The following is a 22,310-nucleotide window of genomic DNA, read 5'->3' as shown; positions in this document are numbered from 1 at the left end:
CTGGGTCGTTCCACAAGGCTGGACCATCATCAAGTGCTGTGCCAAGCGCGAACCCATGGAGTTCTGGCAGAGATTTGAACCCGCCCCGGATGCGCCACCCTATAGGGAGAGCGCGGCACTTCCGATGCCCGACGGATCGGCCCTGCGCCTGCCGCTTCGCGACTACGGTGATGTCGCGGTCACTGGGCTGATCGTCAATCAGGCCTCCTTCTTCGTCCTGCGCCGGATCGCGGGCTGGATGGCTGAGGCAGCACGGCCGCTTGGCGCAGAGGTGGTCTGCGGCCTGCCGACGCTGGGCCATGCCCTGGCCCCGCTGGTGGGGGAGGCGCTGGGGCATGCGAACTGGGTGGCCGCCGGCTATTCACGCAAGCGCTGGTATGAGGAGGCGCTGTCGGTGCCCGTCTCCTCCTCCACCACCCCGCGGGAGCGGCGGATGTGGCTGGACCCGCGAATCCTGCCGCGGCTGGCCGGGCGGCGCGTGCTGCTGGTGGATGATGTGGTCAGCACGGGTAGTTCCGCTTTGGCTGGGCTGGTGCTGCTCGGCGCGGCCGGGGTGCGCCCGGTGGGGCTCTGCGTCGCCATGGCCCAGGGAGATCGTTGGCGGGATTCCTGGCCTGGAGAAGTGCCGGTCTGCGCTGCTTTCGCCGCCCCGCTGCTGCGCCGCGTGCCCGGCGGATGGGCGCCGGACCCGGCGACGCGGCCCGAGGTGATGCTACCGCGCTGACAAGATCGTGCGTTGCGACAAAACCATTGCGTGTATCGGAGTGCACCTGATCTGATCGTGGCATTCCACGGCAAGGCGGTGCTCCATGCGGCGTCGGTCCCTTCTCGCGGCGAGCAGCGCCGCGATGCTTCCTGTGGCGCCAGGTGCAGGCAGAGCGGAAGAGTCGGTGGACCTGCTCCTGGTGCTCGCCGTGGATGTCTCCCGCTCCATCGACGATGACGAAGCCCGGCTGCAGCGTGAGGGCTATCGAAGCGCGATGACCGATCCACGGGTGCTGGAAGCAATCCGCGCCGGGATGATGGGCGCGATCGCGGTCGCCTATGTCGAATGGGCAGGCTCTGACTATCAGCGGCTCGTGATTCCCTGGACGCATATCGGAAGCACGGCGGAGGCCGAGGCCTGGGCCGAGGCGCTGGAACAGGCGCCGCGTGTCGCGCTGTCCTGGACCTCCATCTCCGGCGGGCTGGATTTCTCGATGAGGACCCTGACGGAATCCCCCTTTGAGGGAACGCGGCGGGTGATCGACGTCTCCGGCGACGGGGTGAACAATAGTGGTGTGCCGGTCGAGGCCGTGCGGGACCGTGTCGTGGCGCAGGGCGTCACCATCAATGGTCTGCCCATCATGAATGACCGCCCCACCTTCGGGCGGCCTTCCCCCATGCCGCTGGACCAGTACTACCGCGAAGCAGTGATCGGTGGTGAAGGAGCATTCCTCATTGCCGCCGAGGATTTCGAATCCTTCGGCAACGCGGTGCGGCGCAAGCTGGTGCGGGAGATTGCAGGGCTGCCAGGGCCGGTCTTCGGCTGACCGGCCGGGCCTGGATCAGCGCTCGATTTCCTCCACCACGATTCCGAAGGCGGCCAGCCCCTCCGCCAGCAGGTCGCCCAGCATATCAATGCCCATGAGATAGGCCGCTGGATCGGCCTCATTCCGCTCCCGCGCGAGATTCAGCGCCTCTTCCCACTCGTCGGGCTCGTAATCCCCACGGCCGATCCAGGCGATTGCCATGAGGGCCGCCTGTTCGTCCTCGTTCAGTTCCTCGATCAGCGTCTCCAGGCTTTCGCCGGTCAGGTCGGGTTTGCTGGCATCGGCCGTCTCCAGCTTGGCGTCCTCATTGGCCTCGTCCTCCTCGGTCTCATCGGAGGCGCGGGCGGCATCGATGATGTTGGCCACCGCCTGCAGGCTGATGCCGAGATCCACCTCGTCATCGTCATCCTGCTGCGGGATGCCGGGGAGTCCTGTGGGCTTGTCGCTCATGGAGGGGGTCCCGATCGCGTTTTGGAGTTGCTGCCGCCCGCCCAACGCTTGACCCGCCCGTCGGCTTCGCGAAACCGACTCCCGGAGCACGCGTTCATTCCGCAGAGGGCGATGCAACAAGAGTCGCCAAGTTCCTGAAAACATTATGAAGTGGGGTTCTCAAAATGAAGGCAGGCGCGATTGCTCTGATTGGCCTTCTCACGCTGGCCCCGGCTGCCCGGGCCGCCGATGTGCCCCTCTTCGTCAATGCGACCATGTGTGATGTGGCAGCGCCGATTTCGAGCAGCGCCACTGTATTCCAGCGTGAGGTCCGGGCGGAGCGGCGCGTGCCCCGGCGGGCTGAGCGGCACGCGCAGGCCCAGCCGCGCCGGCGGGCCCCTGCCGCTCGCCCTGCCCCGCAGGCCCTGGCTGATGAAGTGCCGATGGCTGTGACCGAGCCGGAGCCGGTGCTGCGGCCGGCCGTGCATTACTGCGTCGGGCCGGCCGGCTCCCCGCATCCCGTGCGCTATACCTGATCAGGCCGGATAAGCCGCGCGCCGTTGAATCCGGCGCGTTCCGAACTCGAGGAAAAACACGAGCAGGCCGGGGAAAACTTCTTCTCCCCGGTCTCCTTCAATTGATCATGCGTTCCAGTCGGGCGCGAAGTCCGGATCCACGAAGCGCTGATCCTTCGGCAACGCGTCGATGGCCGCGACATCCTCAGCCGTCAGCTTGCCCGCTAGTTCCAGTGCCGCGAGGTTGCCGCGCTGCGATTCTGGCCGTGTTGCCTTCGGAATAGCCGCCACGCCGTCCTGCCGCAGCAGCCAGGCAAGCGCGACCTGTGCGGCCGTCGCGCCGTGGCGAGCCGCGACCGTCCGGATCTCCGGGTTGTCGGCCAGGAGCCCTCGTCCCAGAGGGGAATAAGCGGTCAACACGATGTTATGGGGGCGCGTGACTTCCAGCAGGCGGTTTTGGGTGAGTAGCGCATGATACTCGACCTGATTGGCGGCGATGGGCACGCCTGTTTCGATCGCGCGCTTCAGCAGGCCGGCAGGGAAATTCGCCACGCCGATCGCGCGGGTCAGGCCCTCCTCTCGCAGCCGTGCCATGTCATGCATGACACGATGCAGATCCATCTCCGGCGCTGGCCAGTGGACGAGATAGAGGTCGAGGTAGTCGGTGCCGAGCTTCTTAAGGGAAGTCTCGCAGGCTTGGCGGATCTCGCCGGGGCCAAGATGGTCCCACCATACCTTGCTGGTGACGAAGACATCGCCACGCGGCACGCCGGAACCCTTCAGCCCGGCGCCGACCTCCGCCTCATTCGCATACATCTCGGCCGTGTCGAGGGCGCGGTAGCCCATGGACAGGGCTGATTCGACCGCGGCCTGGCCCGCGGCTCCGGTGAGCCTGTAGGTGCCCAGGCCGAGCCGCGGGATGGAGATAAGGGGTGTTGTGATTCGATCGCTCATGCGCCCCAGGGTGGGGGCGCGTCAGCGCTTCGCCAAGTCAAGAAGCGCGGCGAAGCCCGTCTCCGTGCCGAAGGCCAGATGCGTTCCAGCCGCATTCCAGGCCAGGGCGGAAATGGGTCCGCGCCCTGGCGCCGCGACGGGTACCACCTTGCCTGAAGCGATCTCCGCCATCAGCACGAGGCCATCCGCGAAGCCCGCCACCACCACCTCATGCTGCGGATGGCAGGCGACACGGGTGCAGATCACCTGGTCGCCGCCCGCGATCTCCGTCGGCGCCTTGCCCATGGGACCGCCGCCGAAGAAGGGCCAGAGCACGACGGAATCGGCGCCGGAGGAGGCGAGCCAGCGGCCCTTGGCGGTGAAGGAGAGGGAGGCCGTCTTCGCAGGATAGCCGGACATGCGCATGTGCTGGCTGTCCGTCAGGCGCCAGCCATGCAGCGCGTTTTCCTGCATGGCGGTCACCACGTTCTGCCCGTCCGGCGAAACGGCGATCGCGTGATGGCTGCCCTTCCATTCCAGCACGCGCGGCTTGTCCTCCTTCGCCCCGACGAACCAGGCGGAGACGCCGTTGTAGTGGGAGGCGAAGACGCGCTTGCCCTTGGCATCGATCGCCACGCCGCCGACGGTGGAGGGATGCGGGCCGAGCACCTTCAGCTTGGCGCCCTTGCCATCGATCAGGTGGACATGCTTGCCCACTGCCACGGCGCGCAGGCCCGAAGGATGGGTGGCGATGTGGCTCACCCACTTCATCATGCCGAACTCGGCCATGGTTTCCGCGCCGCCATCCGGCGTGATGCGGATGAGCTTGCCGTCATCACCGCCGGAGAGCAGGCCGTTGGTGGCGTCGGGCACCAGGGTCAGCCCGGCGCCGTCATGCACTTCCGTGCGCGTCCACTCCGCCTGGTGGTCGGCGGGGGAGGCCAGGTGCACGCTGCCATCGGAAAGTGCAAAGCCGATGGAGCGGCCCTCGCGCCCGAAGGCCACATCCACGACCCAGGCGCCAAGCTCGCGTCCCGTGCCGCGCTGGTCCAGCAGGAAATCCGCTTCGGCGACGTCCGACATCTCAGGCGGCCGCCGTGGATTCAAAGCCGCGGCGCAGCTTGGGGCGGTTCAGGTCGCGGCCGATGAAGACGATACGGGACTTGCGCGGGTCCCCGTCCTTCCATGGCCCGATGTAGTCGCCATCAGCGATCATGTGCACGGCCTGGAAGGCGAAGCGGCGGTCGTCGCCCTTGTAATGCAGGATGCCCTTGGTACGCAGCAGGTCCTGGCCCTTGGTCTGGAGCAGCTCGCCGATCCAGGCATTGAACTTCTCGGGGTCCACCGGCCTGTCCAGCTCGAAGGAGACCGACTGCACATTGCTGTCATGGCTGTGGTCGTCATCGCCCGAAAGGAACTCGGGCTCGCGCGCCAGGATGCGGTCCAGGCTGAAGGCATCGCGGCCGATCACGGCGTCCAGCGGTACGTTGGACTTGGTGGCGCGGCGGATCTCGACGGTCGGGTTGATGGCGCGGATGCGGCGCTCGACCTCATCGGCCTCCTCGTTGGTCACGAGGTCCATCTTGTTCAGCACGATCACGTCGGCGAAGGCGACCTGCTCCTCGGCCTCGGGGCTGTCACCCAGGCGGGTCAGCAGGTGCTTGGCGTCCACCACGGTGACGATGGCATCCAGCCGCGTGGCACGCTTGACGTCCTCATCGACGAAGAAGGTCTGGGCGACCGGGGCGGGGTTCGCCAGGCCGGTGGTCTCGACGATAATGCCGTCGAACTTATCCTTGCGCCGCATCAATCCGCCGAGAATGCGGATCAGGTCCCCGCGCACGGTGCAGCAGATGCAGCCGTTGTTCATCTCGAAGACTTCCTCATCGGCATCGATGACGAGGTCCTGGTCCACGCCCATTTCGCCGAACTCATTGATCACCACCGCGAATTTGCGGCCGTGCTGTTCGGTCAGGATGCGGTTGAGGAGGGTCGTCTTGCCGGCACCGAGATAGCCGGTGAGGACGGTGACGGGGGTCGGGACGGTTTCAGACATGGATGTGCCCTGCGTGCCCTCGGGGGAGGGGAGTTCGGTTTGGTCGGCGTGTTATATGGTATCGGCCGGGCGCCGGGCCATGGGGGGGTGAACCGGCCCGGGGTTCCCACGTTGTTCCGGACACCATCACGCGAGGAGGTCCGGTCCGATGCCCCGTGGCGATAAGTCCGCCTACACCGGCAAGCAGAAGCGCATGGCAGAGCATATCGAGGAGGGCTACGAGAAGCGCGGCGTATCCGAGGATGAGGCCGAGCGGCGGGCCTGGGCCACTGTTAACAAGGAGACGGGCGGTGGGAAAAAGAGCGGCTCGGGCCGCGGCAAGGCCATGAACACCCAGCCCTCAAAGACCGGCGGTAAGCGGGGCGGGGCGGCCAGCGCGCAACGGCCCGCGGCTCTGCGCTCGGCTTCGGCAAGGAAGGCGGCAGCGACCCGCACCCCCGAGCAGCGCTCCGCCTCCGCCCGGAAGGCAGCCGCCACCCGCAAGCGGAACGCCGAGGCGAAGAAGGACTGACCAGCCCCAGCCGTTCCGCGGTACGCACCTAACCCGGAAGCGGCCTCTTCTCCATCACCGCCTTCGCCGTGGCGGGATCCTGCGCCCCGGCGGCAGCAACCTTCAGGCACTGGGTCACCGCCCCGTAGAGCGACGAGGTGTAGTGATCCGCCCCGACCGCCTTGGCCTGGGCGGCATCGGTCAGCACCGCCTCGCCTTCCGGCCACAGCCCCACCAGCAGCGGCACGCCCGGCATGCGCTGCCGCAAGCGGCGCAGCAGATAGCGCAAATGCGCGGGGCTGCCGGAGATATCGAGATAGGAGATGCAGACCATCGCGACCCCGGTCGTGTCGAGATTTCTCACCTGCTCCCGCGAACTGGCTTCATGCGGCACGGCGCGCGCGCCGATGCCATGCTTGATCAGAAGCTGCGCCAGCATGGCCGAGGCAGCCTCATCCAGCGGCCCGCGCCCAGCCAGGCACAACACTGGCGTTTCGGACGACCAGGTCCCCGGACGTTCCCCCCGCGGCGGCAGGAGAATGTCGGGGGCGGGCTCCCTCGGCAGGGCCTTCTCGGAGACGGTCGTTTCGGTCGAGGGCGCCTTCTCCGGGGGATCCCGGTCCGGCGTGTCAGCCAGATCATTCACCAGGCCGGCGACGGCAATTCGGATAAGCTCCAGCCGCTCCGGCCGCAGCACGCCGCGCTCTGCGTCCTTCGCGGCCATGCGCAGGCCTTTCAGCGCCACCTCGTCGTAATAGGAGGAGAGCGAGCGGTCCTGCAGCAGTGTCTCCGCCTGGGCCAGCGCCTCATCCGCGTCGCCGGCCAGGATGCGTTGGTAGAAATTCTCGACGGGTGTCAGGGCGGGCCGGTCGCCCAGCATGACGTCGAGGAATTCCAGCCGCTTCACATGCCGCCCGAGCACCACAAGGCAGAGGGTGAGGGGGGTGGCCAGGATCAGGCCGATCGGACCCCAGAGCCAGGTCCAGAAGATGGCGGCGACAATCACCGAAACTGGCGAGAGGCCAGTGCTGTGGCCATACACCATGGGCTCGACCACCTGGCCGATGATCGGCTCGGTGATCAGGAAGAGGGCGGCGGTCCAGATCACCATGGACCAGCCGGGTTCCGCGCCCGCGGCCAATACCACGGGCAGGGCGGCAGCCAAGATGGAGCCGATATAGGGCACGAAGCGGAACAGAGCGGCCAGGATGCCCCAGACGATGGGGCTGGGCACGCCGATCAGGAACAGGCCGATGGTGATCAGCACCCCGAAGGAGCCATTCACCGTCAGCTGGGCCAGGAAGTACTTGCTGAGCCGCCGCCCGGCCTCGTCCAGCGCCTCGGTCGTGCGGTGAAGGTCGTCCGACCCGAACAGGCGAATCAACCGGTCGCGCAGATCCTCCCGCTGCAGCAGCACGAAGACGGCCACGATAAAGACGATGAAAGTCGTTTCCAGCGGGCCAAGCACGGGTGAGACGAAGCGGCGGACCAACTCGAGCTGCGACGATTCGGCCTGCTTGATCTCCACAGGCACGGGCCGCCGGTCGCCCTCGGCGCCGGGCAGCGCCGGTGGGGCGCTGGGGGCCGGATGAGCCGCGGCAGGGGCCTCGGCCGGTGCCTGGGGTGTGGCCTCGTTGTTCAGGCGGCGGGAGAACTCGCTGATGCGCCCGAAGATGACACCCTGAGCCGTCTCCACCTTCTGCTGGATAGCGCTCTGATAGCGCGGGGCATCGCGGGCGAGGCTCGCGATCTGCACGCCGATGATGCTGCCGATCAGCAGGATGACGCCCAGCCCCAGCACGACGGACAGCAAGACGGCGGGAACGCGCGGCAGCCTGAGACGCCGGAGCAGGCCGGCGACGGGCGCCAATACGAAGGAAAGGAGAATGGCGAGCGTGATCGGGATCAGCACCTCGCGCGCCAGATAGAGGCCGGCGACCGTGACGACGCAAACCACGACGGTCAGCAGATGCGCCATTTCGGGGCTGGAGGGAGGCTGGACCGGGGCCGGCGGAGGTGGATCCGGCAAGGTGGTGGTACTCATGGGCGGCGGGCCAGGCTCCAGGTTCAGGAGGCCATAAAACGCGCCGTGCCCGGTTTCGTGCGTGCGGTTGATTTACGTTGTGATGATGCTGGTCTGATAAACGGAGCCGACGTTCCGGCTCCCGGTCCGAGCCAGCATCCCGGCACGTCTCCAACCCGGGAAAACATGATGAGGGGCCTTGGGGGAGAAGTTCCTTCTCCCCCAAGGCATTTTGCTCAGGCGATCGCGTGGATCGCGTCGCTCAGCGTGCCCATCAGCCGGTCCACATGCGGCTTCTCCACGATCAGCGGCGGAGAGAGGGCAACGATGTCGCCCGTCACGCGCACCAGCACGCCGTCATCGAAGCACTTGCGGAACACATCCATGGCGCGGGCCCCGGGCTGGCCCTCGCGCGGGGCCAGCTCGATACCGGCGATCAGGCCGAAATTGCGGATATCCAGCACGCCCGGTGCGCTGCGGAGCGAATGAGCGGCCTCTTCCCAATAGGGTTCAATCGCGCGGGCGCGGCCGGGCAGGTCCTCCTCCCGGTGCAGGGCGAGGGTGGCGATGGCGGCCGCCGAAGCCAGCGGATGACCAGAATAGGTGTAGCCGTGGAACAGCTCGATCCCGGCCGGCGAGCCGTTCACGACGGTGTCGTACACATTGCTCGTGGTGGCCACGGCGCCCATAGGCACGGCGGCGTTGGTCAGGCCCTTCGCCATGGTCATGATGTCCGGTGTCACGCCCAGGCGCTCGGCGCCGAAATCGGTGCCCAGGCGGCCGAAGCCGGTGATGACCTCGTCGAAGATCAGCAGGATGCCGTGCTTGTCGCAGATCTCGCGCAGGCGCTTCAGATAGCCCTTGGGCGGAACGAGCACGCCCGTGGAGCCCGCCACCGGCTCGACCATCACCGCCGCGATAGTGTCCGCGCCGTGCAGCGCGACCAGGTCCTCCAGCTTGTCGGCGAGCTCGATGCCGTGCTCCGGCTGGCCCTTGGCGAAGGCATTGCGGGCCAGGTCATGCGTGTGGGGCAGGTGGTCCACATAGGGGAGCATGGCGCCGAACTGCTTGCGGTTGCCGCCAATGCCGCCGACCGACATGCCGCCGAAGCCCACGCCGTGATAGCCGCGCTCCCGTCCGATCAGGCGTACGCGGGAGGACTGGCCGCGGGCCTTGTGATAGGCCAGCGCGATCTTCAGCGCCGTATCCGCGCTCTCCGACCCCGAATTGGTGAAGAACACCTTATCCACGCCGTCCGGCGTCATCTCGGCCACGCGTGCCGCCGCCTCGAAGGCGATGGGGTGGCCGAGCTGGAAGGTCGGCGCGAAATCCATCACCGCCGCCTGCTTCTGGATCGCCTCGACGATCTCCTTTCGGCCATGGCCGGCATTGCAGCACCAGAGGCCGGCCGTGCCGTCCAGGATCTCCCGCCCTTCGGGCGTGTAGTAGGACATGCCCTCGGCCCGCGCGAGCATGCGCGGGTTCTGCTTGAAGTAGCGGTTGTCGGAATACGGCATCCAGAACGAATCGAGGTTGTTCGGACGCGAGGGAGACATCTCGTTCATCGGCAGGGCACCTTTGGGCAGGGCGCCAGCATGGCCGATCCGGGGTGGCCAGAACAAGGCGGCCTGGAGGAAAGGCTTGATTTCCTATCTGACCTTGGTTTATGTTCCTGTTTCGTTCTTTGGCAGGAATCCATCCATGGCCTTTCCTCTCATCGCCATCGCGGCCTCCCTGGCGCCGGAGATCGTGCGACTGATAGCGGGGGACCGCGCCGGTACTGTGGCCGGAACAGTGGCGGAGGCCGTCCGCCAGGCCACCGGCACCGAGGATCCCGCCGCGGCCCGCGCCGCCCTCGCCGCCGATGCGGAGAAGGCCAATGCCCTCCGCATCCGCCTTGCGGAGATTGCGCTGGACGGCGAGCGTCTTTCGGCCGCGCAGGCGGCCAGCCAACGTAGCGCGGAGCTGGACACGCTGCGCGCCACCCTGTCCGACACGCAATCCGCCCGCGCCAGCATGGCCGAGATGCTGCGCGGCGGCAGCCGCCTGGCCTGGGGGCCGGCGACGGTCTCGACCCTGGTGGTGCTGGGCTTCTTCGCGGTGCTGATCCTGCTGGTTACGTTGGATGCCGGGCCGGGCGGGGCGCCACGCTTCGACCCGCAGGTGGCCAGCGTCATCAACATCACCGTTGGCGCGCTGGGGGCAGCCTTCGCGGCGGTGGTGAACTTCTGGATCGGCTCCTCCCAGTCGGCCCGCGATAAGGACGCGATTGTGGGGCGGCTGCAGGATGCCCAGGCGCAGCATGTTCAGACCGCCATGGCGACTCTGCGGGAGGCGGCGCCTGTCTCCGCGCTGCGGCCGGTCTCCCTGCTCTCCACGCCCCGGCCGGCGGCCCTTTCGGCCGAGGACCGCTTCGACGCCTGCCTGGACCGGGTGCTGGCGGCGGAGGGCGGCTTCGTGAACAACCCGGCCGACCCGGGTGGCGCCACCAATTTGGGCATCACGCAGCGTACCCTGTCGGAGTTCCGGGACGCTGAGGTCACGGAAGAGGATGTCCGGGCGCTGACCCGCGCCGAGGCGCGCGAGATCTATCGCGCCCGCTACTGGATCCCGATGCGCTGCGCCGATCTGCCCGCAGGTATCGACCTGATGGTGTTCGATTTCGGGGTGAATGCCGGGCCGGGCCGCAGCGTGCGGCTGCTCCAGCGCAGCGCGGGGGTCACGGCGGATGGGGCGGTCGGGCCGATTACCCTGGCCTCCGTGCAGGCGTGCCGGCCATCGGACCTGATCACGCGGCTGGCTGAGGGACGAATGGCTTATTACAAGGGACTGGAGAGCTTCCCGACCTTCGGGCGCGGCTGGACCCGGCGGGTGGATCAGACGCGGCAGGCGGCCCTGGCCATGTCGGCGGAGGTCATCCCGGTGCCGATGGTCGCCTGATCGATGGCCGGCTGCGCGCGGGGGGTTTTCCCCGGCGCGCAGCCGGGCTAAAGGAAGGGCACGGACCCGTAGCTCAGCTGGATAGAGCGTTGCCCTCCGAAGGCAAAGGTCGTACGTTCGAATCGTATCGGGTCCGCCAGTTTTTTAGGCACTTGGTTCCAGAAGTGCCCGACTTCAGCAGCCTCCCAGCAAGCGAATAGTAAGCGGCTCGTCAGGGTGTTGCCTGGGCTGGCCAGCGCTGCCCTCCTGATCGCGGCCCTTCCAATCGAGTCGTCGGCGGCCGGGGTGCGTCTTGGTCGGCCTGCGTTGCCTGCCGCTGCCACCACGCGCGTCCGGGTCGCCGCCGAGGGGCGGGGCATTCGCGAAACTGCGCGCCTGACCGGCGTATCACCGACCAAGGTCCTCGGCATTCGGCGCGAGATTGAAGCTGAGCAGGGCGCCGTTCCCGCAGCCTAATCTTGGGGAACCAAGACCACCAAGTTCCTGACGCACGAACCCGCGACTCTTAGGGGCCGACCTCGAGCAGTAGCCTCATCTCCAGCCCTCTACTGTCAGGGCCATGATGATCCCGAGGCGCTTCGGACCTGTGACCTCGGCCAAGTCGCTATACAGGCCAACGGTTTGAGTCACTTGCATCTGGAAACTGGAGAAGATATCAGGCCAGCGCCGTGCGGGACCGTGCAGGTAGAACTTACGCCAGCCCTCCGAAGGCAAAGGTCGTACGTTCGAATCGTATCGGGTCCGCCACATTTTCGTAGAGTTAAAGGCTTTCCCGCTCCGGGCCACGGAGCGAGCGTGGACCTGATCTGGACCCTATGACTATCCGCCCTCACTTTCTGCCGACTTCGCCCGCTGCCGAGATCGTGGTTGAGCGTAGAGGACCAGGAACAAAAGGCTGGGGTTGGCGGCTGACCAGGGACGACGAAACCTTCAAGACAGGACCGAGCGGCTATCGCAGTGCCGAGGAGGCTTATGCGGCGGCCGAGCTGGCGTTGGGACGGGGACCGGCTCCCCGCTGATCCCGGCCGGAGGCGCAAGGTTATCCGTTGCCGCATTCTCTGAATGCGGGGCGGGTTGTGCTCCTGAACTGTCGCGCATGGCCGCAGCGGCACACCCGGATGATGTAGAAATACAACATTGAGGGCTCGCGCTTGCCTGGCCCTAAGGGTTTCTGTTGTGCAGCGCCATGCTGCGGTGCAGCATATTTCCAGGTGAAGGGAGGAACAGGCAAAGGGGTGTCCTTGCATGTTCGCTTTTGCTCTCGGTACTGTCGTACTTGTGGCCCTGAATCTTTGGGTCAGCGTTGCCGCCCACCGTTCCGGGCTTGACCGTCTCCAGGATGGAAAGCTGACCTACTAAAGCCCATCCCCTTCCCCGCTGCCCTGCCGTCCTGGCCTTCGTCACGGTTGCCCCGGCGCTGTCGTTAAAGCGTGAGGCGCGCCGAGCGCGGCCCGGTGATACCGGTTAGGGCGGCGCGGGATTTCGGGACAGGTCGGGGAGGGTAGGCTTGGAGCAGCGGCTACTTCGCCTTGAGGTCACCACGCGCGGACGAGGCCTGGTGGACATCACGGGCCCGGTCTGCCGCTGGTCCGGCACCCAGGGGATCGCCACCGGCCTGCTGACCATTTGGTGCCGGCACACCTCGGCTTCCCTGCTGGTGCAGGAGAATGCCTCCCCGGAGGTCCGGACCGATCTGGAGGCCTTCCTGGCCCGCCTTGTTCCCGAAGGCGGCAATGGCCGCTACCGGCACGAGGAGGAGGGGCCGGATGACATGCCTGCCCATATCCGGGCGGCGCTCACCCAGACCCAGCTCTCGATTCCCGTGGATGCGGGCAGGCCTATGCTCGGAACCTGGCAGGCCATCTATCTCTACGAACACAGGACCAGCCCGCACCGGCGCGAACTGATCCTGCATTTGCTCGGCGAGCCTGCCTGCCCCTGATCACCGGACGAGCCGGTTCCGTTGCCGACGAGGCGCCATCCCGATCCGCCACGCGGCGCCAAAGGCTCATGTTGCCGGCCGCCCCGGCCTGGCCCACCCTTCCTCCGGGCGCGCCATAACCGGGCCTGAAAGCCACTAAACGGAGGAAGCCATGTCCCAGTCCCGCAGAAGCCTCGCCATTGCCACAAGCATGGTTCTCACCGCCGGCCCCGTGCTGGCGCAGGGCAGCCAGGGCGCTTCCGCGGCCGATGAGGCCGCAGTGGCCCAGGCCGTCGACGCCATGCGCGCTGCAATGGTGTCGGCCGATGCCCGCGTGCTCGAATCTTTGTGCGCCGAGCAGCTCTCCTACGGCCATTCCAGCGCACGCGTCGAGAACCGGGCCCAGTTCGTCGAGAACGTTGCCAGCCGGCGGGCGCCGTTCAAATCCATCACTCTCAGCAACCAGACCATCGCCATTTCCGGCGATGCCGCCATCGTCCGGCACGTCTTCACGGCCCAGCAGACCAGCAACGGGCGCGACGTGGATATCCGCATCGGCGTGCTGCAGGTCTGGCAGAAGCAGTCCGGCGCCTGGCGTCTGCTGGCCCGGCAGGCCTTCACCCTGCCGCAGACCTGATGTGGGGTGAGGCGGTGGGCTTCCTCCGGGCGAGTTGACGCCCGCCGGGGCGGGTGTCCGAATGCTCTCAACAAGGCCGGCCGGGCTCACCGGTCACGGCACCGGAGGAGACATCGGCACCATGCCCCGAAGCGCCACCGCCTTTTGCCTTGCCTCGCTGCTGGCGATCACCCTGGTTGTGGGCAGCCCGGCGCTGGGGCAGCCCGCACCCGCCGCGCTTCCGGGCCGTGTCGAGGTCATCCCGCTCCGCAGCAGCACCCCGGGCGGCGCGGACTTCCTGCGTGGTGCCAAGGCCCCCGAGGTCACCCTGGCTGGCGAGCTCCGCCTGCCTCCTGGGCCCGCCACGACCCGCGTGCCCGCCGTCATTCTCGTCCATGGCTCGGGCGGCATCAGCGGCTCCACCGATCTCTGGGCGCGCCAACTGAACGAGGCCGGCATTGCCGCCTTCATCCTCGACAGCTTCGCGGGCCGCGGCATCACCAGTACCGTCACCGACCAGGACTTGTTGCACTCCCTGGCCATGATGGTGGATGCCTACCGCGCCCTGGACCTGCTGGCCGTCCATCCCCGTATCCGGGCGGATCGGATCGCCGTCATGGGCTTCTCCAAGGGCGCGGTCGCCGCGGTTTATTCGGCCAGCGAGCGCTTCCGCGGTCTGTGTGGAAGTCCGCAGAACCGCTTCGCCGCCCATATCGGCCTCTACACCCCCTGCAATGTCCGCTACGAGGGCGATACGCAGGTGGCCCGTGTGCCCATCCGCCTGCATCACGGCGTGGCGGATGACTATGTCTCGATCGCGCCCTGCCGTGAGTATGTGGAGCGCCTGCGTGCCGCGGGCGCCGATGCGACGCTGACCGAATACCCGAACGGCCAGCACAGCTTCGACAACCCTGCCATACCGGCCCTGGTGACCGTGGCCAATGCCCAGAGCACCCGCAATTGCCGGATGGAGGAGGGGGCGAACGGCACCATCAACCTAGCTGGCACGAATGACCCTTTCGTCCAGAAAAGCTCCGCCTGCGTCGCCATCGGCGCCCATACCGGCCATGACCCGGCCGATGGTGCCGCCGTCCGCGCCAATGTCCGGGCCTTCCTGACCGAGACGCTGCCGCGCTGACTGCCCATAGCCCGGGCGCGTGCCAACGCGCCCGCGGCCGGAAAGCGGCGCTTACAGCCGGTAGATGGCCTTGGCCGTGTCGTGCAGCACGCTGCGCCGCTCCGCGCCGGTGAGGCCGGACAGGCATTGCAGCATCACATCCAGAAGCTGGTCATAGCTCGTCCAGAGCATTTCGATAGGGTAGTTGCTGCCATAGAGGCAACGCTCGGGGCCGAAGATCGCCAGCGTCTCCTCCACCACCGGCTTCCACAGATCCACCGAGCAGGCGCGCTCGAAGGTACCGAGGCCGGAGACCTTGCTGACGATGTTCGGGCAGCCTGCTAGGGCGCGCATGCCCGCCCGCCACTGGGCCCAACCCTCCGGGCTGCGATCCTGGAGCATGCCGGCATGCTCCAGGATGAAGCGTGTTTCCGGGAAGTCCTGGACGAGCTGCAGCGCGTCCGCCATCTGCCCCGGGAAGATCTGGAGGTCGAAGGTCAGGCCGCGGCGTGTCACCTCGGCCAAGCCGGCACGCCATGGGGCGTCATTCATGATGTCGGGCCGGGCGGCGAAGCGGTAGAGCGGCTTCTCATGCCAATGGAGTTGCTGCCGGATGCCGGCAATGGGGCCTAGCGCCATCTGCCGGTCCAGCACCACCGCCACATCCGGCCTGGACAGATCGGCATAGCCGACGATCGCCATGGGGAAGCCTTGCTCCGTGGCCTGGGCCTTCACCCACTCCACCTCGGCCACTTCCTCGTCGGGCGCCACGTTGAGCTGGATGTAGACGGACTGCACCACCCCACGGCGCCTCACCGTCTCCACGAATTCCGCCGCCCCATAGTCCCGCCGCAGCGCGCCATACTCGCCGAAGATCCGTGGCACGGGCGGGCCCAAGAGCCAGGGAACCCGTGCCAGCGCCCAGATGTGATGATGCGCGTCGATGATTGCTTCCATGCCGTTCTCTCCCGTCCGCGAGGATCATCCTGGCTCGAGTCCGGATGCCCTGGCCTTCCCTGTCCATCGCTGGACTTCAGCCTGAATGAAAGGGGCGAACCGAGAGAGCGCGGCTGCTGGCGTGCTCAGGAACTCGCCAGCAGGGCTCTGATCCCATCGACGACGAACTGCACCGCAAGGGCGGTCAGGAGAACCCCGAGCAGCCGGGTCAGCACGATGCTGCCTGTTCTGCCAAGAATTCCGGAAATCCTCTCCGCCGCCATGAAGACGACGAGGCAGGCCAGGGCCACGATGCAGACAAGGAGCAGGAGTGACGCGATCGCCAGGACGTCCCCATTGCTCCGCGAAGCGAGCAGGATGACCGCGGTGATGGCGCCGGGTCCGGCCATGAGCGGAATCGCCAGCGGGAAGGCAGCCACGTCGCGCACATGATCAAGGTGGACAGCGGCCGTTGCCGCCTCCTGCTTTCGCTCGGTCCGGTGCTGGAAGACCATCTCGAAGGCGATCCAGAAAAGGAGCAGCCCACCCCCGATCCGGAAGGCTGGCAGGCCTATTCCCAGCCAGTGCAGCAAAGGCTGACCGAGGAATACAAAGAAGGTGAGAATGCCGACGGCGATGACGGTGGCCCGGAGCGCGATGATCCGGCGCTCCCGCGCTGTCATTCCATCCGTCAGTGACAGAAAGATGGGGGCAAGACCGACGGGATCCACGGTCACGAGAAGGGTGACGAGGGTGGAAAGAAGGAGATCGGCGTTCATCGGTTATTCGGGACAACGCGGTGCCGCGTTGAATGGCGATGATGAATCGAACTCGCTCGCTTCTGGTCAGGCAATGCGTGCTTCCTTCCGGTGCTCACAGGCGAGGAGGATGGGAATGCAGGGCCATCAAGAGCAAGTCTATGGCGCGCCCGGGCCGCCGTTCTGGGACGGGTGGAGTTGAAAGCCGAACCGCTCCTGTCCTGCCCGACGTTCCGCTGCCCGATCAGGGCGAGCCATGATCGAGGGAGCGATGAACAGCAGCACTCTGGCTTCGAGCGGGGGCATACCAGCCGGCCCGGTTGAGATGCCGCCGGACTGGCAAGCGGCTATCTCATCCATCCTCGCCGGCGACTTCCGTCGGGTCCTGGTGCTTGGTGCCGCCGATGCGGGGAAGAGCACCTTCTGTGGCGCCGTCCTCTCCCAGGTGGCAAAGGCGTCCCGCCGTGCCGTCCTTCTGGACACCGATCCCGGCCAGAAGCAGGTCGGGCCCCCGGCCTGTGTGACGCTTGGATATGCGACCGGTGGCGGTGCGGTGGTCCTGTCGGCCCTCGTCTTCATCGGGGCGGTGGAGCCGCTGCGTGGCTGGTCGCGGCTGGTCGCCGGCTCGGCCTCGCTGGCGGCAGCGGCACAGGCGGAACTGACCGTCATCAACACCTGTGGCCTGCTCCGCGGGCCGGGGCGGCGCCTCAAGGCGGCCCTGATCAGTGCCCTCCGGCCCGATCTCCTGGTCGCGATCGGCGAGAAGCCGGAACTGGACGCGGTGCTCGGCGACCACGCCGCGACGGCCATGCTCCGCCTGGCCCGGCCGCCTCTCGCGCGCCGGAAGGGGGAGGGTGAAAGGCGAGCCCTGCGGCGCGCGGCGTTCCACGCCTATTTCGACGCCACCCCGGTGTGGCCGTTGCCAATCAGGAAGCTGCATCTTCAATCTGAGGACGGCGAAGCGCTTCCCTCCCCGGGACGCCTGGTTGCCCTGATGGATGAGGACGGGCGTGACCTCGCATTGTCGCTGGTCCTTCACCACGACGCTGCCGGAAACGTGTTGCTTCGGGGGCCGAGGCCAGTCCGGGCGGTTGCTGGCCTCCGCTGGGGCCTGCTCAGTCTCGATCAGGACTGGGCGGAGCAGGGGCGCGTTCCCGGGCGCGGTGGAGGAAGCGGCGATTGCGGTAGGGCCGGATCGGGAAGCGGTGACGAGGCCCACAAACCAGACTCCGGAGAATCGTCGCCCAGCACATCCTGACACGCGTCGGGACGAGGCCTGCCTATGCTGGTCAGGCCACGAATTCAGCGGGTGGGAGCTGCCTTGAAAGGTTCCGCAGATCGCTCGCAACCGGAGCAGATCTGCCACAAGCCCTTCCGTGGACCAGCACTCCAGAATAGATACGTATTGTAGCTGACTGGGCCGATCATTAGGCGATTCGTTTTCAGCGTTGCAGGATCGTGCGGGCATGCCCTCCTGATTCAGCGCAATGTTCCCGTGTAATCCCGGGGAACGGATCTTGCTCGCCGGGCAGGCACGCGGTCTGACGATGGGGGAGAAAGATGGCGCGTTTGATTTCAGGCCGGCGCATGGCCCTTGCCGTGATCACCCAGATCGCGGTCATGGCGTCGCTCGGTGCGGCACGGGCGCAGGAGGCCTGGCCGGATCGGCCCATTCGCCTCGTCGTGCCCTTTGCGCCCGGCGGCGTGACGGACAGCATCGGGCGGCTCAGCGCCGAATGGCTGGGCGCGCGCCTCGGCAAGCCGGTGGTGGTCGAGAACCGCAGTGGCGGCAACGGCACTATCGCCGCCGAACTCGTCGCCGGCAGCCGTCCGGATGGCTACACGCTGCTGGTCGCCAGCGCCTCCCAACTCGCGGTTCTGCCTGCGCTCACGAGCGTGCGCTACGATCCGGTCCGCAGCTTCGCGCCGGTCACCATCGTCGCCAGCAATCCATTTGCGCTGGCCGTTCCGGCGCGGCTCGGTGTTTCCAACCTGCGCGAGTTCATTGCGTTGGCCGCGCGGGAGAAAGGCGGACTGAATTACGGTTCCGCCGGAAATGGATCGGGCAGTCATCTGACCATGGCGCTTCTTCTGCGCAGGGCTGGCGTCGAGATGCAGCATGTTCCCTATCGTGGCGGCGGGTTGGCGGTGCAGGATCTGCTGGCCGGCCGCGTGGTCGCCTATTTCGGCAATCCGGCCGAAGTGGTGCCGCAGACACAGGGCGGCGCGGTGCGCCTGATCGCGACATCCGGCCGCGCGCGCATCCCGGAGTTGCCGGACGTGCCGACCGTGACGGAACAGGGTGTCAACGGTGTCGTCACCGAAACCTGGAATGGCATCTCAGCCCCTGCGGGCACGCCGCCCGCGATCATCGCCCGTCTGGCCGAAACGCTGCGCCCGGCCTGCGAGGATGCCGGTTTCCGTAGCGCGCTCAGCCGCCTGGGCGTTGATCCCGTCTGCAACAGCCCCGCTGAAATGGCGGCGCGGCTGGAGGCTGACCTGCCGGTGTGGCGGGAAGCCGTTCAAATCTCGGGCGCGACGCTGGACTAGATTGGATCGGGGCCGGTGATCGGCCGGCCTCTTTTCTAGAGACCTTTTTCGCTCATCCAGGCGCTGACAGCCTCGACCAGCTTGTCGGCCGTGTCCGGAAAATAATGCGCGGCCAGTGTGGGTGGACGGTCGTTGGGCAACAGGGCGAAGCGGATTCCCTGGACCAAAGATCCTTCCGCACTGGCTGCGGAGAGCAGCATGTGCGGCTCGAAAGGCTGGATCACCGCATCCGCCGCATCCCGCACGATCAGAACCGGCTTCGGAATGCGACGAATCCAGAAGGTGCCGTCTGCCACGCTCGCCGCATCCGAGCGGTAGGTGAGAAAGTGCTGCGCCGTCACCGGCACGCGCTGGCCGGTATAGAAGCCCATCGGCTCCGGCAGCCGCTCCGTCAGCTGGCCCTCGCGCAGCATCGATCGCGCCGTTTGGTTAAGCCTGTGGTAACCCGGCTCATCCTGCATGAGGATGTTGCGCGTCTTCCAGGGCAGATTAGCGAAGGCGCCAAGCAGCATCACGCCTTGGATGTCGGCCGACCAGTCCGTCGCGGCATAGAACTGCACCTGGATATTTCCGAGCGAATGACCGGACAGCACCAGGCGGCGATAGCCGAGGGAGCGGGCCGTCATCACCGCGGCCTCGATGTCGCGGCGGACGTCGAAGAAGTTCTCCGTGTTCACCCGATCATCATGCTGGCGCGTGCTGATGGAAAGCACGGCTCGGCCCCCGGCGGAAAGGCCGCGGCCCAGCGCGTCGGCGGGCGCGTGCGCGAAGTTGTCTCCGCTGCCATGGACGGTGATAACGAGTGTCGTCTCGGCCGGCCGCCGGTCCCGAGGCTCCCAGAGCGCGGCATCGACGCGGTTGCCGTCGATTGCCGTGATCCCGAGGAAGCGCAGGGTTGCCGTGGCTGCCGGCTGGAAGCTTTGCGGCAGGCCGTCGGGCCGGGGCATCTCCTCGTAAGCGATACGGGCAGCGACTGTCTCGGCTGCCCAGCCGGGCGGCTGGGGTGCGGCAATGGCCAGGGCAACAGACAGGGCAGCCGGGGCGAGGCGGCGGAGCATCATGGCGTCCTTCGCGACGGGAAGATGGTCCGGGCCGTCAGCTCATGGCCGCGGCCCGGCGGGTGCTCTCGATCAGGGAGGTCCGCAGGAGGAACTCGCGCGCCTTGGCCGGATTAGCCGCGGTCGCCGCCAGCGCGTCCAGGCTGGCGCGCCGCTTCTCCGGGTCCTTCTCCTCCAGGCGCTTCTTGTTCGCGATGGTCTGCTGCTGCACAAATTCGATGTTCAGCGTGCGGCGGCGGCGCTCGTAGCCGTCCAGCAGGGCGGGATCAGCCCCCTGGAAAACATGGGCGGACAGCGTGTCCGCCAAGTCCATCGCATCATGGATGCCGAAATTCAGCCCCAGCCCGCCGATCGGATTGTTCACATGCGCGGCGTCGCCCGCCAGGAAGACGCGCCCCCGCCGGAACTGCGCCGCCACGCGCTGATGCACCTTGTAGAGGTTGCGGTGCACGAGGTCGTAGCGGCCGGGCTTCGCATGCAGCCCCTGCAGCCGTGCTTCGGCGGCCTCATCGGACAGCGCGACCTCGTCAGGCTCATCCGTGCGGGTGGGGAACACCGCGCGCCAGCGCGGGCCGCCACCATCCCCGGCCACCTTGAACAGGTTGGCCCATTCATCCGGATCCGCGAAGTAGTTGCGCAGGCAGCAGCCGATCATCGCCTCGAAATCGTCCGTGACGGTGAGGACGATGAAGCGCTCGGGCCAGGTATAGCCCTCGAACTCGATTCCGAGTTGCTTTCGCACGGTGGAGCGGCCGCCATCGGCGCCGACCAGCCAGTCCGCGCGCAGCCTTTCGCCATTGGCCAGGATGGCGGTGACGCCCGAATCATCCTGCTCCAGCCCGACAAGGCCCGCCTGCATGTGGACGGTCGCGTTCGGAAGCGTGGCCAGCCGGTCCAGCCCCATGCGCGCCAGCTTGTGCTGCTCGGTCTGCACCACGAAGGGGTAGGGCGTGTCCTCCGCGAGGACGGCATGGTCGAATTCCGCCACCTTGCGGCGGGCGGGCCGGTCCCAGAACTGGAAATGACGGGCGACCAGCCCCTCGCGGATGAAGCGGTCGAGCAGGCCGACGCGCTCGATCATCGCGAGGGTGGAGGGATGGGTGGTGGAAGCGCGCGGGTTGCGGTCGATATCGCCCGCCGCCTCGACCAGCGTCACGCGGAACCCGGCATCGGCCAGGGCGAGGGAGGCGACGACGCCGACCGGCCCCGCGCCTGCCACGATGATGCTCGGCTCGGTGCTCAATGGGCGCTCCCGGAGAAATCCATCGGCAGGCGGCATTCCGCGACACGGACATGGCGCATGCCGGCAGGGGTGTTGCGGCTGCGGCCAACGAAGCGCGGCACGCCATCCGTGAAGACGGCCGAGACAGCGGGTACATCGCCATTGGTGATCGCCGAGAGCGCGTCGTCCTTCGAGCCACCGGCGCAGGCATCGATCAGCACCACATCGGCATCGCGGCCCACCTCCAGCAGGCCGGAATTCAGGCCATAGACGCGGGCATTATTGCCGGTGGCGGCGGCGATCGCCTGCTCCGGCGGCATGCCACCCAGGCTGGCCAAATGGGTGATGGTGTAGAACATGCCCAGGGGCATGATGCCGCTGCCCGTCGGTGTGTCGGTCGCGATCAGCAGGCGCTCCGGCTGCCCGGCCTCATCCAGCAGGCGCGCGGTTTTCAGCGCGGTGCGGAGATTGCCGGCGGTGCAGAGCTGCATGGCAACGCTGCTCTCCTTCACCAGCCGCTCGAATCCTTCCTCCGCCATGGCCACCGGGCCGCCATTCACATGGAAGGAGACGGTGGGATCAGAGGCCAGCACATGCTCCGCCCAGATGCCGGAGGAGCCGGGGATGGAGGAGCCGCCGGTATGCATGGTGGTGACCATGCCCAGGGCGCGCGCCGCCTTCATCAGCGGCGCGTAGTCGAAGGGCGTGGGGAAGGCGCCGAAGCCGGCCTTGGCCAGCCAGATGCCGGCAGCCTTCAGCTCTGCCAGATCGGCCTCAGTCAGGCCGGGCTCCAGGATCACCGAGCCCGCATGCACGCGCATGCCGCCCGGGCGGTAGTCACGGAAGCAGGCCTGGGCCGCGAGCGCGAGCGCCTTCACCCCGGCCGGGTCTTTCGGCCGCCCGGGGACATGCACCTCGGAGGCGGTGATGGCGGTGGTGGTGCCGCCATGCACATAGCTTTCCAGATAGCCCACTACCTTCTGGCGCGGCGTATAGTCGCCGAAGGTGATGTGCACATGGCTGTCGATCAGCCCGGGAATGGCGATGGTGCCGGCCGCGTCCACCACCACATCTGCGCCCGAGACCTGATTGGCGCTCAGCGTCCCCAGCGCGGCGATCCGGCCGTTCTCCAGCAGGATGGAGTTGCCCTGGGCAAAGGGCGTGGCCAGATCACCGGTGACGATGCGGCCAAGGTTGGTGATCGCGACCCGCAT

Annotated in this window: 21 protein-coding genes and 2 tRNA genes; 12 read left to right on the top strand and 11 right to left on the bottom strand. The window is 67.3% G+C overall.

Going from position 1 to position 22,310, the window contains the following annotated elements:
- Positions 1-55: 55 nt before the first annotated feature.
- The gene (locus tag ACO1BU_RS17610; RefSeq protein WP_424137275.1) at positions 56-724 is read left to right on the top strand and encodes a phosphoribosyltransferase; all 669 of its coding nucleotides are present in this window, start codon (positions 56-58) and stop codon (positions 722-724) included.
- 166 nt (positions 725-890) lie between these two features.
- Complete coding sequence (locus ACO1BU_RS17605; RefSeq protein WP_424137274.1) at positions 891-1,532, top strand: DUF1194 domain-containing protein; 642 nt, start codon at positions 891-893, stop codon at positions 1,530-1,532.
- Positions 1,533-1,547: 15 nt separating this feature from the next.
- Here the strand turns inward: ACO1BU_RS17605 and ACO1BU_RS17600 are convergent, their stop codons facing one another.
- Positions 1,548-1,982 carry a DUF3775 domain-containing protein gene (locus ACO1BU_RS17600; RefSeq protein WP_424137273.1) on the bottom strand — a complete coding sequence of 145 codons (435 nt, stop codon included), beginning with the start codon at positions 1,980-1,982 and terminating at the stop codon, positions 1,548-1,550.
- A 164-nt stretch (positions 1,983-2,146) separates the two neighbouring features.
- Between ACO1BU_RS17600 and ACO1BU_RS17595 the strand changes: the two genes are divergently transcribed.
- Entirely contained in the window at positions 2,147-2,497 is a 351-nt protein-coding gene (locus ACO1BU_RS17595) for a hypothetical protein (protein ID WP_424137272.1), read from the top strand.
- A 105-nt stretch (positions 2,498-2,602) separates the two neighbouring features.
- Here ACO1BU_RS17595 and ACO1BU_RS17590 read toward each other — a convergent pair whose 3' ends face one another.
- From ACO1BU_RS17590 to ACO1BU_RS17580, 3 genes are read right to left on the bottom strand one after another with little or no spacing between them, the layout of a single operon-like run.
- Complete coding sequence (locus ACO1BU_RS17590) at positions 2,603-3,430, bottom strand: aldo/keto reductase (protein WP_424137271.1); 828 nt, start codon at positions 3,428-3,430, stop codon at positions 2,603-2,605.
- A 21-nt stretch (positions 3,431-3,451) separates the two neighbouring features.
- A complete protein-coding gene (locus ACO1BU_RS17585) occupies positions 3,452-4,492 on the bottom strand; it encodes a WD40 repeat domain-containing protein (RefSeq protein WP_424137270.1) in 1,041 nt (346 codons plus the stop codon).
- A 1-nt stretch (position 4,493) separates the two neighbouring features.
- Complete coding sequence (locus ACO1BU_RS17580) at positions 4,494-5,465, bottom strand: CobW family GTP-binding protein (protein ID WP_424137269.1); 972 nt, start codon at positions 5,463-5,465, stop codon at positions 4,494-4,496.
- A 148-nt stretch (positions 5,466-5,613) separates the two neighbouring features.
- Here ACO1BU_RS17580 and ACO1BU_RS17575 point away from each other — a divergent pair, with 148 nt between their 5' ends.
- On the top strand, positions 5,614-5,976 hold the full coding sequence (locus ACO1BU_RS17575) for a plasmid stabilization protein (protein ID WP_424137268.1): 363 nt from the start codon (positions 5,614-5,616) through the stop codon (positions 5,974-5,976).
- 28 nt (positions 5,977-6,004) lie between these two features.
- Here ACO1BU_RS17575 and ACO1BU_RS17570 read toward each other — a convergent pair whose 3' ends face one another.
- Entirely contained in the window at positions 6,005-7,999 is a 1,995-nt protein-coding gene (locus ACO1BU_RS17570; protein ID WP_424137267.1) for an AI-2E family transporter, read from the bottom strand.
- Between the two features lie 215 nt (positions 8,000-8,214).
- Positions 8,215-9,543 (bottom strand): omega-aminotransferase AptA, encoded by a 1,329-nt coding sequence (gene aptA / locus ACO1BU_RS17565; RefSeq protein WP_424137266.1) that lies wholly within the window; start codon positions 9,541-9,543, stop codon positions 8,215-8,217.
- A 136-nt stretch (positions 9,544-9,679) separates the two neighbouring features.
- On the opposite strand from aptA, the gene ACO1BU_RS17560 reads away from it, so the two are divergent.
- The 6 genes from ACO1BU_RS17560 (at position 9,680) to ACO1BU_RS17535 (ending at position 14,593) form a co-directional block, all read left to right on the top strand.
- Positions 9,680-10,918 (top strand): glycoside hydrolase family 108 protein, encoded by a 1,239-nt coding sequence (locus ACO1BU_RS17560; RefSeq protein ID WP_424137265.1) that lies wholly within the window; start codon positions 9,680-9,682, stop codon positions 10,916-10,918.
- A 62-nt stretch (positions 10,919-10,980) separates the two neighbouring features.
- A tRNA-Arg gene (locus ACO1BU_RS17555) sits at positions 10,981-11,057 on the top strand.
- 534 nt (positions 11,058-11,591) lie between these two features.
- Positions 11,592-11,665 (top strand) — tRNA-Arg (locus tag ACO1BU_RS17550).
- A 760-nt stretch (positions 11,666-12,425) separates the two neighbouring features.
- Positions 12,426-12,860: a secondary thiamine-phosphate synthase enzyme YjbQ gene (locus tag ACO1BU_RS17545; RefSeq protein ID WP_424137264.1), complete on the top strand. Its 435-nt coding sequence runs from the start codon at positions 12,426-12,428 to the stop codon at positions 12,858-12,860.
- A gap of 151 nt (positions 12,861-13,011) precedes the next feature.
- Positions 13,012-13,476 carry a nuclear transport factor 2 family protein gene (locus ACO1BU_RS17540; protein ID WP_424137263.1) on the top strand — a complete coding sequence of 155 codons (465 nt, stop codon included), beginning with the start codon at positions 13,012-13,014 and terminating at the stop codon, positions 13,474-13,476.
- A gap of 121 nt (positions 13,477-13,597) precedes the next feature.
- The gene (locus tag ACO1BU_RS17535; protein ID WP_424137262.1) at positions 13,598-14,593 is read left to right on the top strand and encodes a dienelactone hydrolase family protein; all 996 of its coding nucleotides are present in this window, start codon (positions 13,598-13,600) and stop codon (positions 14,591-14,593) included.
- A 51-nt stretch (positions 14,594-14,644) separates the two neighbouring features.
- Here the strand turns inward: ACO1BU_RS17535 and ACO1BU_RS17530 are convergent, their stop codons facing one another.
- Both ACO1BU_RS17530 and ACO1BU_RS17525 read right to left on the bottom strand, forming a co-directional pair.
- Complete coding sequence (locus ACO1BU_RS17530) at positions 14,645-15,529, bottom strand: amidohydrolase family protein (RefSeq protein ID WP_424137261.1); 885 nt, start codon at positions 15,527-15,529, stop codon at positions 14,645-14,647.
- 125 nt (positions 15,530-15,654) lie between these two features.
- Positions 15,655-16,287: a MarC family protein gene (locus ACO1BU_RS17525; RefSeq protein WP_424137260.1), complete on the bottom strand. Its 633-nt coding sequence runs from the start codon at positions 16,285-16,287 to the stop codon at positions 15,655-15,657.
- Positions 16,288-16,537: 250 nt separating this feature from the next.
- Between ACO1BU_RS17525 and ACO1BU_RS17520 the strand changes: the two genes are divergently transcribed.
- Together ACO1BU_RS17520 and ACO1BU_RS17515 are read left to right on the top strand one after the other, a co-directional pair.
- Positions 16,538-17,524: a Clp1/GlmU family protein gene (locus ACO1BU_RS17520; protein ID WP_424137259.1), complete on the top strand. Its 987-nt coding sequence runs from the start codon at positions 16,538-16,540 to the stop codon at positions 17,522-17,524.
- A gap of 302 nt (positions 17,525-17,826) precedes the next feature.
- Positions 17,827-18,816, top strand: coding sequence for a Bug family tripartite tricarboxylate transporter substrate binding protein (locus ACO1BU_RS17515; RefSeq protein WP_424137258.1), 990 nt, complete (start codon positions 17,827-17,829; stop codon positions 18,814-18,816).
- Positions 18,817-18,851: 35 nt separating this feature from the next.
- On the opposite strand, the gene ACO1BU_RS17510 is transcribed toward ACO1BU_RS17515, so the two are convergent.
- The 3 genes from ACO1BU_RS17510 to ACO1BU_RS17500 are packed head-to-tail and all read right to left on the bottom strand — an operon-like array spanning position 18,852 to position 22,310.
- Positions 18,852-19,874 carry an alpha/beta hydrolase gene (locus ACO1BU_RS17510; RefSeq protein WP_424137257.1) on the bottom strand — a complete coding sequence of 341 codons (1,023 nt, stop codon included), beginning with the start codon at positions 19,872-19,874 and terminating at the stop codon, positions 18,852-18,854.
- A 37-nt stretch (positions 19,875-19,911) separates the two neighbouring features.
- A complete protein-coding gene (locus tag ACO1BU_RS17505) occupies positions 19,912-21,117 on the bottom strand; it encodes an FAD-dependent oxidoreductase (RefSeq protein ID WP_424137256.1) in 1,206 nt (401 codons plus the stop codon).
- Complete coding sequence (locus ACO1BU_RS17500; RefSeq protein ID WP_424137255.1) at positions 21,114-22,310, bottom strand: amidohydrolase family protein; 1,197 nt, start codon at positions 22,308-22,310, stop codon at positions 21,114-21,116. Before ACO1BU_RS17500 ends, ACO1BU_RS17505 begins: the two co-directional genes overlap by 4 nt.

The organism is Roseomonas chloroacetimidivorans, assembly GCF_049629625.1.
GTDB classification, from domain to species: Bacteria; Pseudomonadota; Alphaproteobacteria; order Acetobacterales; family Acetobacteraceae; genus Roseomonas; species Roseomonas chloroacetimidivorans.
This window is presented reverse-complemented; position numbering and strand designations above follow the sequence as displayed.

What these genes read in the sequence shown, in the direction of transcription:
- ACO1BU_RS17610 (WP_424137275.1), top strand. Translation starts at nt 56, where the DNA reads ATGGAGTTCTGGCAGAGATTTGAACCCGCCCCGGATGCGCCACCCTAT.
- ACO1BU_RS17600 (WP_424137273.1), bottom strand. Translation starts at nt 1,982, where the DNA reads ATGAGCGACAAGCCCACAGGACTCCCCGGCATCCCGCAGCAGGATGAC.
- ACO1BU_RS17595 (WP_424137272.1), top strand. Translation starts at nt 2,147, where the DNA reads ATGAAGGCAGGCGCGATTGCTCTGATTGGCCTTCTCACGCTGGCCCCG.
- ACO1BU_RS17590 (WP_424137271.1), bottom strand. Translation starts at nt 3,430, where the DNA reads ATGAGCGATCGAATCACAACACCCCTTATCTCCATCCCGCGGCTCGGC.
- ACO1BU_RS17585 (WP_424137270.1), bottom strand. Translation starts at nt 4,492, where the DNA reads ATGTCGGACGTCGCCGAAGCGGATTTCCTGCTGGACCAGCGCGGCACG.
- ACO1BU_RS17580 (WP_424137269.1), bottom strand. Translation starts at nt 5,465, where the DNA reads ATGTCTGAAACCGTCCCGACCCCCGTCACCGTCCTCACCGGCTATCTC.
- ACO1BU_RS17575 (WP_424137268.1), top strand. Translation starts at nt 5,614, where the DNA reads ATGCCCCGTGGCGATAAGTCCGCCTACACCGGCAAGCAGAAGCGCATG.
- ACO1BU_RS17570 (WP_424137267.1), bottom strand. Translation starts at nt 7,999, where the DNA reads ATGAGTACCACCACCTTGCCGGATCCACCTCCGCCGGCCCCGGTCCAG.
- aptA (WP_424137266.1), bottom strand. Translation starts at nt 9,543, where the DNA reads ATGAACGAGATGTCTCCCTCGCGTCCGAACAACCTCGATTCGTTCTGG.
- ACO1BU_RS17560 (WP_424137265.1), top strand. Translation starts at nt 9,680, where the DNA reads ATGGCCTTTCCTCTCATCGCCATCGCGGCCTCCCTGGCGCCGGAGATC.
- ACO1BU_RS17540 (WP_424137263.1), top strand. Translation starts at nt 13,012, where the DNA reads ATGTCCCAGTCCCGCAGAAGCCTCGCCATTGCCACAAGCATGGTTCTC.
- ACO1BU_RS17535 (WP_424137262.1), top strand. Translation starts at nt 13,598, where the DNA reads ATGCCCCGAAGCGCCACCGCCTTTTGCCTTGCCTCGCTGCTGGCGATC.
- ACO1BU_RS17530 (WP_424137261.1), bottom strand. Translation starts at nt 15,529, where the DNA reads ATGGAAGCAATCATCGACGCGCATCATCACATCTGGGCGCTGGCACGG.
- ACO1BU_RS17525 (WP_424137260.1), bottom strand. Translation starts at nt 16,287, where the DNA reads ATGAACGCCGATCTCCTTCTTTCCACCCTCGTCACCCTTCTCGTGACC.
- ACO1BU_RS17520 (WP_424137259.1), top strand. Translation starts at nt 16,538, where the DNA reads ATGAACAGCAGCACTCTGGCTTCGAGCGGGGGCATACCAGCCGGCCCG.
- ACO1BU_RS17515 (WP_424137258.1), top strand. Translation starts at nt 17,827, where the DNA reads ATGGCGCGTTTGATTTCAGGCCGGCGCATGGCCCTTGCCGTGATCACC.
- ACO1BU_RS17510 (WP_424137257.1), bottom strand. Translation starts at nt 19,874, where the DNA reads ATGCTCCGCCGCCTCGCCCCGGCTGCCCTGTCTGTTGCCCTGGCCATT.
- ACO1BU_RS17500 (WP_424137255.1), bottom strand. Translation starts at nt 22,310, where the DNA reads ATGCGGGTCGCGATCACCAACCTTGGCCGCATCGTCACCGGTGATCTG.